This window comes from Stutzerimonas tarimensis (assembly GCF_042648805.1).
In the GTDB taxonomy this organism is placed as follows: domain Bacteria; phylum Pseudomonadota; class Gammaproteobacteria; order Pseudomonadales; family Pseudomonadaceae; genus Azomonas; species Azomonas tarimensis.
Map to the genome: position 1 here is coordinate 57720 of NZ_JBHRXZ010000015.1, position 16018 is coordinate 73737.

Annotated in this window: 19 protein-coding genes and 2 pseudogenes; 6 read left to right on the forward strand and 15 right to left on the reverse strand. The window is 62.1% G+C overall.

Annotated elements, in window-relative coordinates:
* Nucleotides 1-51: 51 nt before the first annotated feature.
* Both ACFOMF_RS05250 and ACFOMF_RS05255 read left to right on the forward strand, forming a co-directional pair.
* Nucleotides 52-645 (forward strand): phosphoheptose isomerase, encoded by a 594-nt coding sequence (locus ACFOMF_RS05250; RefSeq protein WP_386361923.1) that lies wholly within the window; start codon nt 52-54, stop codon nt 643-645.
* Nucleotides 642-1220 carry a BON domain-containing protein gene (locus ACFOMF_RS05255; protein ID WP_386361924.1) on the forward strand — a complete coding sequence of 193 codons (579 nt, stop codon included), beginning with the start codon at nt 642-644 and terminating at the stop codon, nt 1218-1220. Before ACFOMF_RS05250 ends, ACFOMF_RS05255 begins: the two co-directional genes overlap by 4 nt.
* Nucleotides 1221-1274: 54 nt before the next feature.
* Here ACFOMF_RS05255 and ACFOMF_RS05260 read toward each other — a convergent pair whose 3' ends face one another.
* The 7 genes from ACFOMF_RS05260 to rplM form a co-directional block, all read right to left on the reverse strand.
* Nucleotides 1275-1664 carry a ClpXP protease specificity-enhancing factor gene (locus ACFOMF_RS05260; protein ID WP_386361926.1) on the reverse strand — a complete coding sequence of 130 codons (390 nt, stop codon included), beginning with the start codon at nt 1662-1664 and terminating at the stop codon, nt 1275-1277.
* 11 nt (nt 1665-1675) lie between these two features.
* Nucleotides 1676-2293, reverse strand: coding sequence for a glutathione S-transferase N-terminal domain-containing protein (locus tag ACFOMF_RS05265; protein ID WP_386361928.1), 618 nt, complete (start codon nt 2291-2293; stop codon nt 1676-1678).
* An 82-nt stretch (nt 2294-2375) separates the two neighbouring features.
* A complete protein-coding gene (locus ACFOMF_RS05270; protein WP_386361930.1) occupies nt 2376-3155 on the reverse strand; it encodes a cytochrome c1 in 780 nt (259 codons plus the stop codon).
* The gene (locus ACFOMF_RS05275) at nt 3155-4363 is read right to left on the reverse strand and encodes a cytochrome b (protein WP_386361931.1); all 1209 of its coding nucleotides are present in this window, start codon (nt 4361-4363) and stop codon (nt 3155-3157) included. Before ACFOMF_RS05275 ends, ACFOMF_RS05270 begins: the two co-directional genes overlap by 1 nt.
* On the reverse strand, nt 4363-4956 hold the full coding sequence (gene petA / locus ACFOMF_RS05280) for a ubiquinol-cytochrome c reductase iron-sulfur subunit (RefSeq protein WP_386361933.1): 594 nt from the start codon (nt 4954-4956) through the stop codon (nt 4363-4365). Before petA ends, ACFOMF_RS05275 begins: the two co-directional genes overlap by 1 nt.
* A gap of 249 nt (nt 4957-5205) precedes the next feature.
* Nucleotides 5206-5598 carry a 30S ribosomal protein S9 gene (gene rpsI / locus ACFOMF_RS05285; RefSeq protein ID WP_386361935.1) on the reverse strand — a complete coding sequence of 131 codons (393 nt, stop codon included), beginning with the start codon at nt 5596-5598 and terminating at the stop codon, nt 5206-5208.
* A 15-nt stretch (nt 5599-5613) separates the two neighbouring features.
* Nucleotides 5614-6042: a 50S ribosomal protein L13 gene (gene rplM, locus ACFOMF_RS05290; RefSeq protein ID WP_386361937.1), complete on the reverse strand. Its 429-nt coding sequence runs from the start codon at nt 6040-6042 to the stop codon at nt 5614-5616.
* A gap of 317 nt (nt 6043-6359) precedes the next feature.
* Between rplM and ACFOMF_RS05295 the strand changes: the two genes are divergently transcribed.
* Both ACFOMF_RS05295 and ACFOMF_RS05300 read left to right on the forward strand, forming a co-directional pair.
* Nucleotides 6360-7397 carry an NADP(H)-dependent aldo-keto reductase gene (locus ACFOMF_RS05295; RefSeq protein WP_386361938.1) on the forward strand — a complete coding sequence of 346 codons (1038 nt, stop codon included), beginning with the start codon at nt 6360-6362 and terminating at the stop codon, nt 7395-7397.
* A gap of 158 nt (nt 7398-7555) precedes the next feature.
* A complete protein-coding gene (locus tag ACFOMF_RS05300) occupies nt 7556-8239 on the forward strand; it encodes an energy-coupling factor ABC transporter permease (RefSeq protein ID WP_386361940.1) in 684 nt (227 codons plus the stop codon).
* 149 nt (nt 8240-8388) lie between these two features.
* Here the strand turns inward: ACFOMF_RS05300 and yacG are convergent, their stop codons facing one another.
* From yacG to pilB, 5 genes are all read right to left on the reverse strand, one after another.
* The gene (gene yacG, locus ACFOMF_RS05305) at nt 8389-8583 is read right to left on the reverse strand and encodes a DNA gyrase inhibitor YacG (protein ID WP_386361942.1); all 195 of its coding nucleotides are present in this window, start codon (nt 8581-8583) and stop codon (nt 8389-8391) included.
* Nucleotides 8580-9188, reverse strand: coding sequence for a dephospho-CoA kinase (coaE, locus tag ACFOMF_RS05310; RefSeq protein ID WP_386361943.1), 609 nt, complete (start codon nt 9186-9188; stop codon nt 8580-8582). Before coaE ends, yacG begins: the two co-directional genes overlap by 4 nt.
* Before the next feature lie 762 nt (nt 9189-9950).
* On the reverse strand, nt 9951-10820 hold the full coding sequence (locus ACFOMF_RS05315) for a prepilin peptidase (RefSeq protein WP_386361945.1): 870 nt from the start codon (nt 10818-10820) through the stop codon (nt 9951-9953).
* Between the two features lie 3 nt (nt 10821-10823).
* On the reverse strand, nt 10824-12041 hold the full coding sequence (locus ACFOMF_RS05320; protein WP_386361947.1) for a type II secretion system F family protein: 1218 nt from the start codon (nt 12039-12041) through the stop codon (nt 10824-10826).
* 2 nt (nt 12042-12043) lie between these two features.
* On the reverse strand, nt 12044-13744 hold the full coding sequence (pilB, locus tag ACFOMF_RS05325; protein WP_386361949.1) for a type IV-A pilus assembly ATPase PilB: 1701 nt from the start codon (nt 13742-13744) through the stop codon (nt 12044-12046).
* Between the two features lie 339 nt (nt 13745-14083).
* On the opposite strand from pilB, the gene ACFOMF_RS05330 reads away from it, so the two are divergent.
* Complete coding sequence (locus ACFOMF_RS05330; protein ID WP_386361951.1) at nt 14084-14506, forward strand: pilin; 423 nt, start codon at nt 14084-14086, stop codon at nt 14504-14506.
* A 286-nt stretch (nt 14507-14792) separates the two neighbouring features.
* On the opposite strand, the pseudogene ACFOMF_RS05335 reads toward ACFOMF_RS05330, so the two are convergent.
* The 3 genes and pseudogenes from ACFOMF_RS05335 to ACFOMF_RS05345 all read right to left on the reverse strand — a co-directional run.
* A pseudogene (locus ACFOMF_RS05335) lies at nt 14793-14948 on the reverse strand (toxin-antitoxin system HicB family antitoxin); the annotation flags it as partial.
* A 67-nt stretch (nt 14949-15015) separates the two neighbouring features.
* On the reverse strand, nt 15016-15327 hold the full coding sequence (locus ACFOMF_RS05340; RefSeq protein WP_386361953.1) for a HigA family addiction module antitoxin: 312 nt from the start codon (nt 15325-15327) through the stop codon (nt 15016-15018).
* A 13-nt stretch (nt 15328-15340) separates the two neighbouring features.
* On the reverse strand, nt 15341-15622 hold the full coding sequence (locus ACFOMF_RS05345; protein WP_386361955.1) for a type II toxin-antitoxin system RelE/ParE family toxin: 282 nt from the start codon (nt 15620-15622) through the stop codon (nt 15341-15343).
* A gap of 223 nt (nt 15623-15845) precedes the next feature.
* Between ACFOMF_RS05345 and ACFOMF_RS05350 the strand changes: the two are divergent.
* Nucleotides 15846-16018: pseudogene (locus ACFOMF_RS05350) on the forward strand (IS4 family transposase); the annotation flags it as partial.

A 16018-nucleotide genomic window follows, 5' to 3' on the forward strand; every position in this document is an offset into this window, starting at 1 on the left:
CCGAGTCCGACCACCTGGCGACTCGCTCGAACACACCTAGGGTAGATTTCGATGGACATGCAATCCCGTATTCTCCAGCTCTTCCAAGCCAGCATCGAGACCAAGCAGCAGGCCATGGAAGTGCTGGCGCCGAGCATCGAGCTCGCCGGGCAAGTGATGGTCAACGCGCTTCTCAGCGAGGGCAAGATCCTCACCTGCGGCAACGGCGGCTCGGCGGGCGATGCGCAGCACTTCTCCTCCGAACTGCTCAACCGCTTCGAGCGTGAGCGCCCGAGCCTGCCGGCCATCGCCCTCAGCACCGACAGCTCGACACTGACCTCGATCGCCAACGACTACAGCTACAACGAAGTCTTCTCCAAACAGATCCGCGCCCTTGGTCAGCCGGGCGATGTGCTGCTGGCCATCTCCACCAGCGGCAATTCGGCCAACGTGATCCAGGCCATCCAGGCCGCCCATGACCGCGAGATGGTGGTGGTGGCCCTGAGTGGCCGTGACGGCGGCGGCATGGCCTCGCTGCTGTTACCCGAAGACGTGGAAATCCGCGTGCCGGCCAAGTCCACAGCGCGCATCCAGGAGGTGCACTTGCTGACCATCCATTGCCTGTGCGACCTCATCGACAACCAACTCTTCGGGAGTGAAGAATGATCACCCTGCGTATTACCGCGCTGTTATTGGCCTGCAGTGTGCTGGCCAGCGGCTGCAGTTCCGTTGTCACCGCCACCCGCGACGAGCCCATTCAGGACGACCGCGGCACCCGTACCCTGGGCAAGCGCATCGACGATTCCCTGATCGAAACCAAGGCCGCGGTGAACATCGCCAAGGCCCACCCGGACCTGGAACGGGGCTCACGCGTCATCGTCACCAGCTTCAATGGTGTAGTGCTGCTTGCCGGCCAGACGCCTCGACAGGAGCTCAAGACCCAGGCCGCTCAGGCCGCCGCCTCCATCCAGGGCGTCAAGCGCGTCCATAACGAACTGCAGATCCTGCCGCCCTCGTCCGCACTGGCACGCAGCAACGACACCTGGCTGACCACCCGGATCAAGGCCCAGATGCTCGGCGACAACAGCGTCCCCGGCTCGCGCATCAAGGTCATCACCGAGAACGGCATCGTCTACCTGCTGGGCCTGGTCACTCGCGAGGAAGGCGACCGCGCCACCTCCGCCGCACAGACCGTCTCCGGCGTGCAGCGCATCGTCAGGCTGTTCGAATACATCGATTGAGGCCCCTGCCCGGCCGGGACGGTGAGCGCAATGCCACCGTCGCGGGCAGTTGCGCTACTTCACCACCTTCAGGCTTGGCCGGCCATTGGGCCGCGACTCACCGCCCGCGGACGGGGCATCCCCCTCCGGCGGGCCGGGCTCGTTGTCGAAGACCATGCCCTGGCCATTTTCCCGCGCATAAATGGCCATGACCGCCGGTACCGGGATGTACAGGCTATGGGCAGAGCCGCCGAAACGGCCCTCGAAGGTGATCGCGTCGTTGTCCATGTCCAGATGCCGCACGGCGTTGGGCGAGACGTTCAGCACGATCTGGCCCTCGCTGGCATAGCCTGCCGGCACCTGGACGCGGGAGTACTCGGTGTTTACCAGCAGATGCGGAGTACAGTCGTTGGCGACTATCCACTCGTACAGCGCCCGTACCAGATAGGGACGGCTCGAATTCATACTGCAGCCTCTTATCGCATGTCACGTTCGACGTGGGAAAGACTGGCCTGGAAGGCCTCGCGCGCGAAGCAGCGGTCCATGTAGTCAAGCAACGGCCTGGCCGCTCGCGGCAACTCAACGCCCAGCTTGGGCAATCGCCACAGGATAGGCAACAGGCAGCAGTCTACAAGACTCAACTCATCGCTGAGAAAGAACGGCTTTTCGCCAAACACTGGCGAAACCCCCGCCAGACTCTCACGCAGCTCCTTGCGTGCCTGAGCCCTGGCCGGCTCGGCGGTACGCGCATCGAGGATGCGATCGACCAGCGAGCACCAGTCGCGCCCGATCCGGTGCACCAGCAGCCGGGTATTGGCCCGCGCCACTGGGTAGGCCGGCAGCAGCGGCGGATGCGGGTAACGCTCTTCAAGGTACTCCAGGATCACCATCGACTCGTACAGCGCCAAGTCACGGTCCACCAGCGTCGGCAGGCTCGAGTAGGGATTGACCTCGGCCAGGGCGCTCGGGCAGTTGGACGGATCGACATCTATGATCTCCGCCTCCACACCCTTCTCGGCCATCACCAGCCGCACGCGGTGGGAATACTGGTCGGCGGGGTCGGAATAACAGGCCAGCCGGTTGATTGCGGCCATCGCGCATCCTCGCTTGATTTGTCCGGGGCAGAAATGAAGCGCGCGCCTCGAGGGCGCGCGCCTTTACAGCCTGATCCTGGAATCAGTGAATGTCTTTCCAGTATTCACGCTTGAGCAGGTAGGCGAATACGAAGAGCACCGCCAGGAACAGCAGCACATAGGTGCCGATGCGCTGGCTCTCCAGTTTGACCGGGTTGGCCGAGTAGGCCAGGAAGGTCACCAGGTTCTTGATGGTCTCGTCGTACTCGGCTTCGCTCATCTGGCCGGTACCCGGAACCACCACGAGCTGGTCGCAGGCTTCCTCGGTGATCGGCGTGCCGGTCAGCGGATCGAACTGGCGGCGACCGCCCTCGACCACCTGCACCTGCTTGCAACCGTAGACCTGACGGCCCTGCAGCGGCGCCAGGACGTGTGGCATGCCCACGTTCGGGAACACGGTGTTGTTCACACCGTAGGGACGGCTCGGATCCTCGTAGAAGCTGCGCATGTAGCTGTACAGCCAGTCGTTGCCGCGCACCCGGGCGACCATGGTCAGGTCCGGCGGAGCGACGCCGAACCAGTTCTTGGCCTCGTCAGGGCGAATCGCCGAGCGCATGTGGTCGCCGATCCGGGCATCGGTGAAGACGATGTTTTCCATCATCACCTCTTCCGGAATGCCCAGGTCGTTGGCAACGCGCTCGTAGCGCTGGTACTCGGCGCCATGGCAGCCCATGCAGTAGTTAGCGAAGGTTTTCAGACCATCCTGCATGGCCGCCTTGTCGGTCAGGTCGATCTGGACCTTGTCCAGGGACACCGAAGGACCGGCAGCGAAAGTCAGGGCCGGCAAAATCGCAAGAAACAATGCAGCAATGTGCTTTTTCATCAGCCTATCCTTTCCGGAACAACTTTGGTCTTCTCGATCTTGGTGTAGAACGGCATGAGGATGAAGTACAGGAAGTACACAGCCGTGCAGACCTGCGACAGGAGAGTCCGGCCCGGGGTCGGAGCCAGGACGCCCAGCACGCCGAGAATCACGAAGGAGATGCAGAACAGCACCAGCGCGACCTTGCTCATCCAGCCCTTGTAGCGCATGGACTTGACCGGGCTGCGGTCGAGCCAGGGCAGCACGAAGAGCACCGCGATGGCCGCACCCATGGCCACGACGCCGAGCAGCTTGTCCGGCACCGCACGCAGGATCGCGTAGTAGGGGGTGAAGTACCACACCGGAGCGATGTGCTCAGGGGTCTTGAAGGCGTCCGCCGGCTCGAAGTTCGGCTTCTCCAGGAAGTAGCCGCCCATTTCCGGGAAGAAGAACACCACCGCGCAGAACACGAACAGGAAGACCACTACGCCGACGATATCCTTGACGGTGTAGTAAGGGTGGAACGGAATGCCGTCGACGGGCTTGCCGGCCTCGTCCTTGGACTTCTTGATGTCCACACCCAGCGGGTTGTTCGAACCCACCTCGTGCAGCGCCAGGATATGCAGCACCACCAGGCCGAGAATCACGATCGGCAGCGCGATCACGTGCAGGGCGAAGAAGCGCGTCAGGGTGATGCCCGAGATCAGGTAGTCCCCTCGGATCCACTGGGTCAGGTCGTCGCCGATGACCGGGATCGCACCGAACAGCGAGATGATCACCTGGGCACCCCAGTAGGACATCTGGCCCCAGGGCAGCAGGTAGCCCATGAAGGCTTCGGCCATCAGCGCCAGGTAGATCAGCATGCCGAAGATCCACACCAGCTCGCGAGGCTTCTGGTAGGAGCCGTAGAGCAGGCCGCGGAACATGTGCAGGTAGACCACGACGAAGAATGCCGAAGCACCCGTGGAGTGCAGGTAACGCAGAATCCAGCCGTATTCCACGTCACGCATGATGTATTCGATCGAGGCGAAGGCGCCCTCGGCCGACGGCTCGTAGCTCATCGTCAACCAGATACCGGTGAGGATCTGGTTGACCAGCACCAGCAGCGCCAGCGAGCCGAAGAAGTACAGAACGTTGAAATTCTTGGGGGCGTAGTACTTGCTGAGATGGTCTTCCCACATCTTGGTCGCGGGGAAGCGCGCATCGACCCATTCCATCAACTTGCTCATTACGCCGTCTCCTCGTCGACACCGATGATGATCACGCTGTCCGTCTCATACATGTGCGGAGGCACTGGCAGGTTCAGCGGAGCGGGCTGTGCCCGGTACACGCGGCCGGCGAGATCGTAGCGGGAGCCGTGGCAGGGGCAGAAGTAGCCGCCCAGCCAGTCGCCACCGAGATCGGCCGGGGCCACTTCCGGGCGGAAGGAGGGCGCGCAGCCCAAATGGGTACACAGACCGACGACCACCAGGTATTCAGGCTTGATGGAGCGCAGCTTGGGATCCACGTACTCCGGCTGGGCCGAATCCTCGGAGTTCGGGTCGGCGACACGGGGCTCGACCTGCTCCAGGTTATTCAGGATCTCCTCGCCCCGATGGAGGATGAAGACTGGCTGACCGCGCCACTCGGCGACGATCTGCTGGCCCACCTCGATCTTGCCGATATTTATCCTAACCGGTGCGCCGGCCGCCCTGGCCCTGGCACTCGGGGCCCACGATCCCACGAAGGGAATCGCGGCACCCACCGCTCCCGCAGCACCCACCACCGAAGTGGCCGCTACCAGGAAGCGACGCCGGCCAACATTCACGCCGTCATTGCTCATTCAGTCGTCTCCATCAGCTGTTATCGCCTGCGCCCAGGCAACTACACAAAAAACAAGCGGCTAAAAAAATTCGCCAAATGGTATAGAAAACCCCCTATCGTGACAAGGTAATAACCGGAAACGATCATCACCAGGCCCAGCATTCACGGGGCTTCCAGCCGTGCGACACGCTGTCGCATCAGCGTTTTCGGCGCATAAAAAAACGCCCAACTTCGCAGGTAAGCTGGGCGTTTTTCGATTCCAGCGCCGTTAGCGCTTGGAGTACTGCGGACGCTTGCGCGCCTTGCGCAGGCCGATCTTCTTACGCTCGACCTCACGGGCGTCGCGAGTCACGAAGCCGGCTTTACGCAGCGGGCTGCGCAGGCCTTCGTCGTAGTCGATCAGTGCACGGGTGATACCGTGACGGATGGCGCCGGCCTGGCCGGTCACACCACCACCGAGGACGGTGACGTAGATATCGAACTTCTCGATGTTGTCGGTCAGCTCCAGAGGCTGACGGACCACCATGCGAGCGGTCTCGCGGCCGAAGAAGTTATCCAGGCTGCGATTGTTGATGGAGATCTTGCCAGTACCCGGGCGCAGGAACACCCGTGCGGTTGCGGTCTTGCGACGGCCAGTGCCGTAGTTTTGAGTCGCCGACATAGTCAACTAATCCCGTTAAATCTTGAGTTCTTGGGGCTGCTGAGCGGTGTGCGGGTGGTTGGCACCCTTGTACACCTTCAGCTTGCGGTACATGTCGCGACCCAGCGGGTTCTTCGGCAGCATGCCCTTGACCGCGGTCTCGATCACGCGCTCGGGAGCGCGGTCGATCAGCTTTTCGAAGCTGATCGACTTGATGCCGCCCGGGAAACCGGAGTGGGAGTAGTAGATCTTGTCGCTGGACTTGGCGCCAGTCACACGAACCTGCTCGGCGTTGATGACCACGATGTAGTCGCCGGTATCAACGTGCGGAGTGTATTCAGCCTTGTGCTTGCCGCGCAGACGGCTCGCGATTTCAGTGGCCAGACGACCCAGGGTCTTACCAGCAGCGTCGACGACATACCAGTCGCGCTTTACGGTTTCCGGCTTTGCAGTAAAAGTCTTCATTCGATATAGCCTCAGGGGCCGCCCTGAAAATTAGACGGCGGATCTTACTGAATAGTGCGTTCCCTGGCAAGGCCAAGGCGGCCGAAATCAGACGCTATCGGGGGCTCGGGTCAGCGCGTCCGCCACGGCAAAGTACGACAGGCTTGGCATCCCCCGTCGATTTTTGGGTCTCGACGGGCTAGGCATCCCCGACGAAGGAGCGGAATTATGCCGCATGCGCTGGAAATAGCAACCGGCGCGGCAGGTTGCAGCCCGGCCTTTCGCCGGCTCGCCCGGACGACTATGGTTGACCTTCCACCGACAAGACAGGAACAGCCATGGACCGCCGCCGACTCGGCCGTACCGACCTCGAGGTCAGCGCCCTCTGCCTGGGCACCATGACCTGGGGCGAGCAGAACACCCAGGACGAAGCCTTCGCCCAGATCGACCGGGCCCGGGCCGCGGGCGTCAATTTCATCGACACCGCCGAGATGTACCCGGTGCCACCCAGGGCCGACACCTACGCCAGCACCGAGCGCTACCTCGGCCACTACTTCAAGGCCCGCGGCGATCGCGCCGACTGGGTGCTGGCCAGCAAGATCGCCGGACCCGGCAACGGCATCAGCTACATCCGCGACGGCCAGATCAAGTTCAACCGCCAGCACATCCAGGCGGCGGTCGACGCCAGCCTGCAGCGCCTGCAGACCGACTGGATCGACCTCTACCAGTTGCACTGGCCCGAGCGCAGTACCAACTTCTTCGGCCAGCTCGGCTACAGCCATGGCGAGCAGGACTTCACCCCACTCGAGGACACCCTCGAAGCCCTCGACGAGCAGGTTCGCGCCGGCAAGATCCGGCACATCGGTCTGTCCAACGAAACGCCCTGGGGCACCATGACCTTCCTCCAGCTGGCCGAGCGCCGCGGCTGGCCCCGCGCCGTGTCGATCCAGAACCCCTACAACCTGCTCAACCGCAGCTTCGAGGTGGGCCTGGCGGAAATTGCCATGCGCGAGCAGTGCGGTCTGCTGGCCTATTCGCCGCTGGCCTTCGGCATGCTCTCGGGCAAGTACGAACAGGGCGCCCGCCCTGCCAATGCTCGCATCAGCCTCTACAGCCGCTTCACCCGCTACACCAACCCCCAGAGCGAGTCAGCCTGCTCGCGCTACGTCGCCCTCGCCCGCGAGCACGGCCTCGACCCGGCGCAGATGGCCCTGGCCTATGTCACCAGCCGGCCCTTCGTGACCAGTAACATCATCGGCGCGACGAGCCTGCCGCAACTCGACAGCAACCTCGCCAGCGCCGAACTGCGCCTGAGCGACGAGCTGATCCAGGCCATCGATGCCATCCACCGCGAGCAGCCGAACCCGGCACCCTGACGCCTCCTGGCGCGGGGCGGGCTGCCAGGGCGCCCGCTCCGCGCCTACAATGGCGAGCCGCCAGCGCCTGACCGGAGGACGCCAGGCAACGCAACAAAGGCCGCGCGCAGCCGGTCAAAACAGTCACATCGCAAGACCTCGCTCCCGGAGCGTTCTCCATGATCTCAGCCGACCTGCTTTCGCCCTTCAGCACCATGCTTGGCTGGGCGATCTACCTAGTCGCGCTTGGCTATGCCATCTGCCGCGCACCCTGGGTGGAACTGTTCAGCGACTCCCGTCGACAGCACCTCCTGTTCGGCACCGTCCTCGCACTGTTCGTCCTTTGGCTGGTACGCCGGGATTTCGCCTCCGGGTTGTCCTTCCACTTCATCGGCATGACCGCCGTGACCCTGCTGTTGGCCTGGCCAATGGCGATCCTCGCGGCCTTTCTCGCCCAGCTTGGGCTGGTGCTGCTCGGCTATCAGGGGTTGGCCGCGATCGGGCCGAATGGCGTGTTGCTGGTGCTGATCCCGGTGCTGGTCACCGAACTCTGCGCGCGCCGCGTAGAGCGCCTGCAACCGCGCAACCTGTTCGTCTACATCTTCTTTTCCGGCTTCTTTCCGGCGGCGCTGGCGACCCTCTGCATCATCCTCGCCTCGCTCGGCGTGCTGCTGTTCGACGGCCGTTACCCCATGCCGCCCTGGATTCAGGATTTCGCCGGCTACATCTGGCTGGTGATCTTTCCCGAGGCCTTCATCAACGGCATGGCCATCACCGCGCTGGTGGTGTTCTACCCGGACTGGCTGGAAAGCTTCAACCGCAGCCGCTACCTCTCCGCCCCCTGGAACGACAAACCGTCGTGAGGCTCGGGATGCGGGCGGTGGGGATTTTCGTCGGATTCGCAGCCCCGTAGGTTGGATTAGCGCAGCGTAATCCAACAACAGGGCCAACACCGGCGCCGACCCAGCACGACGTCGGATTACGCTTCGCTAATCCGACCTACGCCGCCTGGCTAATGCCGACGCGGAGGCATGTCTTCGGAAAATACCTCGTCGGTCAACTCGTCGCCGGGGATGGCGTGCGCTTCGGCTGCCCAGGCGCCAAGGTCAATCAGCTTGCAGCGCGACGAACAGAACGGTCGATCCGGGCTTTGCGGCCCCCACTCCACCGGCGCGCCGCAGGTTGGGCATTCGATGGTCGCACTCATGACGGGTCTCCTCGCAGGGTCAGATAAAAACGATGCAGGCGCTCGACCTCCTGCTGCAGCCAGGCCAGGTCCCGGTCGTTCATCAGGACATCATCGGCATGCTTCAGCCGCTCTTCGCGTCGGGCCTGGATCTGCATGATCGCCCGCACCTGCTCCTCGCTGGCCGAGTCGCGCGCCACCGTGCGCAGCAACTGCATCTCCTCGGGCACATCCACCACCAGCACGCGTTGGACCCTTTGGTATTGCCCCGACTCCACCAGAAGCGGCGACACCAGGATCGCATAGGGCGACTCGGCCAGCGCCAGCTCGCGATCGATCTCCTGACGAATGAGCGGGTGCAGCAAGGCCTCCAGCCACTGGCGCTGCGCCGGCTGCTCGAAGATGTGCGCCCGCAGCGCGCTGCGGTCCAATTCACCGCCCGGCAGCAGCACATCCGCACCGAAATGCTCGGCGAGCCGGGCAAGCGCCGGCCGCCCCGGCTCCACCACCCAGCGCGCCGCCTGGTCAGCATCCACCACATGCACGCCCAGCGCCGCGAAATGCGCCGCCGCCGCGCTCTTGCCGCTGCCGATGCCGCCGGTCAGCCCGAGAATCCAAGGTTTCAACGCAAACCGTCCTCAGCCAGGTTCAGGCGCGCAGTAGTAGCGGTTTGCGGGGGAACACGCAAGGTGGATAAATCCGTAGGTTGGATTAGCGCAGCGTAATCCAACAAGGCAACAACGCCGAACACTGCGCAATGCAACGTCGGATTACGCTTCGCTAATCCGACCTACGGCGGTGTTGGCCCAGGGCGCCCACATAACAGCCCGACACCCGGTTTTTGTAGGTTGGATTAGCGCAGCGTAATCCAACAAGGCAACAACGCCGAATCCTGCGCAATGCAACGTCGGATTACGCTTCGCTAATCCGACCTACGGCGGTGTTGGCCCAGGGCGCCCACATAACAGCCCGACACCCTGTTTTTGTAGGTTGGATTAGCGCAGCGTAATCCAACAAGGCAACAACGCCGAACACTGCGCAATGCAACGTCGGATTACGCTTCGCTAATCCGACCTACGGCGGTGTTGGCCCAGGGCGCCCACACAACAGCCCCGGCACCCGGTTTTTGTAGGTTGGATTAGCGCAGCAATCCAACAAGGCAACAACGCCGAACACTGCGCAATGCAACGTCGGATTACGCTTCGCTAATCCGACCTACGGCGGTGTTGGCCCAGGGCGCCCACATAACAGCCCGACACCCTGTTTTTGTAGGTTGGATTAGCGCAGCGTAATCCAACAAGGCAACAACGCCGAACACTGCGCAATGCAACGTCGGATTACGCTTCGCTAATCCGACCTAGGGGCCGGGGGTTTCGAATGACCCCGCCCTAGAACCCCGCAAACCGCATATACCGACTGGTGATCTCTTCACCCCAGAGCAGGGCAATCCAGCCGGCGATGGCGAGATAAGGGCCGAAGGGGATGGCGGTGCCGCTTTCGGCGTTGCGCAGGCGCAGCATGATGCTGCCCAGCACCGCGCCCACCACCGACGACAAGAGGATGGTCAGCGGCAGCACCTGCCAGCCGCCCCAGGCACCGAGCATCGCCAGCAGCTTGAAATCCCCGTAGCCCATGCCCTCCTTGCCTGTCACCAGCTTGAACAGCCAGTACACCGACCACAGGCTGAGATACCCCAGCACCGCGCCCCACAGCGCATCGGGCAGCGAGGCGAACAGGCCAAGGCTGTTGAGGATCAGCCCCAGCCACAGCAGCGGCAGCACCAGCGCATCGGGCAGCAGCTGGTGGTCCACGTCGATCATGCTCATCGCCAGCAGGCCCCAGGTCAGCACCAGCATGGCGCCGGCCTCCCAGCCAATGCCGAAATGCCAGGCCACATAGGCCGAGAGCAACCCGCAGCCCAGCTCCACCAGCGGATAACGCTTGCTGATCGGCGCCGCGCAGGCTGAGCACTTGCCGCGCAGGAACAGCCAGCTCAGTACCGGGATGTTCTCCCAGGGTCGAATCCGGCGTTCGCAATGCGGGCAGTGCGAATCCGGCAACATCAGGTTGAACACGGGCTGCTCCGGCTCGGCCGGCAACTCGAGAAACTCCCGCGCCTGCAGCCGCCAGTCCCGCTGCATCATCACCGGCAAGCGGTGGATCACCACGTTGAGAAAGCTGCCGATCAGCAACCCCAGCACCAGGGCACAGAAAACAAAGGCCAGCACATGGCTGGCCAGGTAATCGAGCAAGGCCATAGGCTAAACCACGGCACCCAGCTGGAAGATCGGCAGGTACATGGCGATGATCAGGCCGCCCACCAGCACCCCGAGCACCGCCATGATCATCGGCTCCATCAGGCTGGTGAGGCTGTCCACCATGTTGTCCACCTCGTCTTCGTAGAAAGTCGCCACCTTGCTCAGCATCTCGTCCAGCGAGCCGGACTCCTCGCCGATGGAGGTCATCTGCACGGCCAGGGTCGGGAAAGTACCCGTGGTGCGCATGGAGAAGTTCAATTGGGTCCCGCTGGTCACATCCGCCTTCACCTTGTTGGTGGCATTGCGGAACACCACGTTGCCGGTCGCCCCGGCCACCGAGTCCAGCGCATCCACCAGCGGCACGCCGGCGGCGAAGGTGGTCGACAGCGTCCGCGCAAAGCGCGCCACCGCCGACTTGTAGAGAATCTCGCCAACGATGGGCAACTTCAGCAAGGCGCGGTCATAGGCATCGCGAAACTTTGCCGAGCGCTTGTGCGCCTGGCCAAAGGCGTAGCCGAAGGCGGCGAAGCCCAGCAGAATGACTAGCCACCATTTCTGCATGGCCTCCGACAAACCGATCACGAAAAGCGTAAAGGCTGGCAGCTCCGCGCCGAAGTTAGCGAACACGTCCTGGAACTGCGGCACCACCTTCAGCAGCAGGATGGCCGACACGATCACCGCCACCACCACCACCGCGATGGGATAGTTCATTGCCTTCTTGATCTTGGCCTTCAGCGCCTCGGTCTTTTCCTTGTAGGTGGCCACCCGGTCCAGCAGGGTTTCCAGCGCACCGGCCTGCTCGCCGGACTCCACCAGGTTGCAGTAGAGGTCGTCGAAGTACTGGGGGTGCTTGCGCAGCGCGGAGGCGAAATTGGTGCCCGCCGCCACATCCTGCTTGATCTGGTCCACCAGGGTGCGCATTTTGGGGTTCTCCACCCCCTCGGCGATGATGTCGAAGGACTGCAGCAGCGGCACCCCTGCCTTCATCATGGTCGCCATCTGCCGGGTGAACAGGGCGATATCCATGGGCTTGATCTTCTTGCCGGCGCCGAACAGCGAAGCGGCCTTCTTGCGCACCTTTTTCGGATTGATGCCCTGCTTGCGCAACTGTGCCTTGACCAGCGCAATGGACGCGCCGCTGAGCTCGCCCTTGACCGTGCCGCCCTTGCGATCGGTGCCTTCCCAGGTAAACGTACTGGTTTTGACTGCTTTCTGCGCCATGCTCAATCCTTGGTCACCCGGTTCACTTCTTCCAGGCTGGTCACGCCCTGCATGGCTTTCTGCAGGGCCGATCTGCGCAGGTCGTTGAAGCCGTCCCGGCGCATCTGGCTGGAGATATCGATGGAATTGCCATCCTCCATGATAATTCGCTGCAGGGCCGGCGTGACTTTAACCACTTCATAAATACCGACACGGCCCTTGTAGCCCTTCTTGCACTCGTCGCAGCCCACCGGGCCGTAGATCGTGAAGCTGCCGATCTCTTCCTCCCTGAAGCCCTCCTTGAGCAGGGCTTCGCGCGGCAGATCCAGCGGCTGTTTGCAATGAACACACAATTTTCGTGCCAGGCGCTGGGCGATGATCAGGTTCACCGAGGTGGCGATGTTGAACGAGGGCACGCCCATGTTGCGCAGGCGGGTCAGGGTTTCCGCCGCGCTGTTGGTGTGCAGGGTCGACATCACCATGTGCCCGGTCTGCGCCGCCTTGATGGCGATTTCCGCCGTTTCCAGGTCGCGGATCTCGCCGACCATGATGATGTCCGGATCCTGGCGCAGGAAGGCCCGCAGCGCCTGGGAAAAGTCCATCCCCTGCTTGGGATTGACGTTGACCTGGTTGATGCCCTCCAGGTTGATCTCCACCGGGTCTTCGGCGGTGGAGATGTTCACGTCGGCGGTGTTGAGGATGTTCAGGCCGGTATAGAGCGACACCGTCTTGCCCGAGCCGGTGGGGCCGGTCACCAGGATCATCCCCTGGGGCTGGCTCAGCGCCGTGAGGTAGAGCTGTTTCTGCTCTTCCTCGTAGCCCAGGGCGTCGATGCCCATCTTGGCGCTGGCGGAATCCAGGATCCGCATCACGATCTTCTCGCCCCACAGCGTGGGCAGGGTGTTGACTCGGAAGTCGATGGACTTGTTCTTGGAGACCTTCATCTTGATCCGGCCATCCTGCGGCTTGCGCCGCTCGGAGATGTCCAGCCCGGCCATCACCTTCAGCCGCGCCGACAGCCGCGGGGCGATCTGGATCGGCGGCCGCGCCACCTCGTGCAGGATGCCGTCGGTGCGAAAGCGCACCCGGTAGGCCTTTTCGTAGGGCTCGAAGTGCAGATCGGAGGAGCCGCCACGGATGGCATCCAGCAGCATCTTGTTGACGAAGCGCACCACCGGCGCATCGTCGGCGCCATCGCTCTGCTCGTCCTTGGCCTCGTGGGTGACCGCCTCGACATCCAGGCCGTCCAGCGATACATCGTCCAGCTCTTCCAGTCCGGTCGTACCATTGTCGAAGAACTTCTCCATGGCGTCGCCCAGCTTGTCGTCCTCCACCAGCACGGCCTCCACCGTGAGCCCGGTGCTGAACTGCAACTCGTTCATCGCCTGGTGGTTGGACGGGTCGGAGACCGCCACATAGAGCTTGGTGCCGCGCTTGGAGAGCGGCAGCACCCGATGCTTGCGGATCAGCTTTTCGCTGACCAGGTCCCGTGGCTGGCTGTCCTTGTCCATCACCGAGAGGTCGAAATGCGCCACGCCGAACTGATCGGCGGCGGTCTCCATGATGTCGCGGCTTTTCACCAGCTTGTGCTGCACCAGGTAGGTCACCAGCGGCAGCTGCTCCCTGTGCGCCTGCAACTGGGCCTTCTGGGCAGCCTTTTCCTCCAGCAGCCCGGCCTGCACCAGTTGCCGGGCCAGGCCGGAAAGGGAGATGACGTCGTTCATGATTAATGCTCCTGCGATGCGCGGGGTTATAGCGCAACCAGGACCTGGCGCCAATGGGAAAAGCCTGGTGACAAATTTCGTCAGTTTGGGCGCAGGGTTGCCAGTGCCGGGTTAAGCCCTATGACTCGCTTGGGACCAAGCCCTGGCCGAAGCCGTGAACCCCATCACAGCCCTATTCAGCCCGGTCCGCCCCAAAAAGCCCTACAAGCCTTGTGGCGTCTGGCCTTGCCCAAGCCGACCCGCCCGCCATGAAAAAATTCAAAATACTTTGAACTTTTCTGGCACGCCACCTGCTTCATGGGATACAGGCTCTAGCCTGCCATCCATCAAGGAGAATATATGAAGGGTCAAAAGGGTTTTACGCTGATTGAATTGATGATCGTGGTTGCGATCATTGGGATTTTGGCTGCAATTGCGCTGCCTGCTTATCAAACTTATACTGCCAAGGCGCGTTTTAGTGAGGTCGTACAGGCCACGCAACCTTTCAAAATGGCTGTGGAGCTGTGCTTCGCGGAGCAAGGCGCCCTCGCTAACTGCGCAACCCCTGGCACTAACGGCATTCCCCCCAATACCACTGCCGCAGCAGGGTTTGTGGCCAGCGTAGCAACTGGCGCTAACGGCGCAATTACCGCAACTGCAGTCTCTACTAGCGGCCTCGCTGGTCAAGATTACATCCTGACGCCTACGGTAGCCACAGCTGGTTCGGCCAACTCACTAAGTTGGGCCAAAACGGGCACATGTATTGCCGCAGCTCTCTGCTAGAGTTAATTGGAGAGTTAATTGAGTTAATTGGGGACAGACCCCAATTAGTCTAGCCTGACCGCTCTACACAACGCCCTGCCTCGCGGGGCGTTGTTGTTTCCACCTTCTTCCCAGCCCCCGCCACTCTCCAGCTAGCGGAATCGGGAGTAATCGGGAGGAATAATTGGAATCGGAGGAATAATTGGGACAGACCCCAATTGGAGGCTAATCGGGCTAATCGGGCTAATCGGGCTAATCGGGCTAATCGGGCTAATCGGGGACAGACCCCAATTTCCGACCAGCACCTTTAGCCGTGGTGCTGAAGGTACTCGCTCAGCGCCTTCCGGGTGAGGTCGTTCAGGCTCATGCGATGCCGATTGGCCGCCACACTTGCCGCCAGGTGCAGATCGTGACCGACCCGCACATTGAACGAGCCCTTGCAGGGAACCTCCGGCTCCGCCCCCTGCGCTAGACAGGGGAGTTAATTGGGGACAGACCCCAATTAGTCATAAGCAATGCGAGCTTCTTGGTCAGGCCGCGTGGTGCCGAATGCTCCGGTAATCCCCATGCCGGCGGGCCTCTTCCAGGTCATAGGCGGCCTGCAAAGCCAGCCAGTACCCCTCACTCGTCCCAAAGAAGCGGGATAGCCGCAGGTCAGTGTCAGCGGTGATCGAGCGCGACCCTCGCACGATCTCGCCAATGCGCGTCGCGGGCACACCGAGGCGGGTCGCAACCGCATTCTTGGTCAGCCCCATGGGCTCGATGAAATCCTCCAGCAGGATCTCGCCCGGGTGAATGTTGGGCAACCGCTCTGCAGTTGTCTCTGGGTCAAGCAACGCCATGCTCATCTCCTCATCAGTGGTAATCGACGATTTCGACGTCGTACGCATCACCATCTAGCCAGCAAAAGCAGATCCGCCATTGATCGTTGATCCGAATACTATGCTGGCCGTCCCGGTCACCGCTCAGGGCCTCCAGGCGGTTGCCCGGAGGGATGCGTAGATCCTCCAACACTCTCGCCGCCATCAACTGCCGGAGCTTGCGCAGCGCGACACGCTGCATGTCCTGAGGTAGCTTCCTGGCCACGAGGCCATTTCCCAAGGCCTCCGTCTGCCTATCCTTGTAACTCTTGATCACTGGTCCGTTGGACTGCCTGATCAGTTTTGATCAATCTACCGCCGCGCATCATATAACGCAACACGTTATACGAGCGCCGTTTTCCTGGGTTGATCAGAGCTAATCGGGGACAGACCCTGAGGAATCCCCACAAAATTCCCTTTTGCATCAGCCGGATAGCTTGAAAGAGCCTGCATGAGTCGGGCAGTTTGGTAGTCGCCAAACAAACCAACTTCCGAGACTCATGCAGGCCGTACGATTTTTACACAAGTCATTTTCCCAAGCACTCCCCACCATTCATGCTAAGCGCCTGACCTCCTTGATGAGTTGTGTTGCATCCTTGCTTCGCGGTCATCGCCTGACGCTGACCAGCCTCGGTAGGAGCTTGCCGGGCAAGGCTTACGTCAAACACTCGAT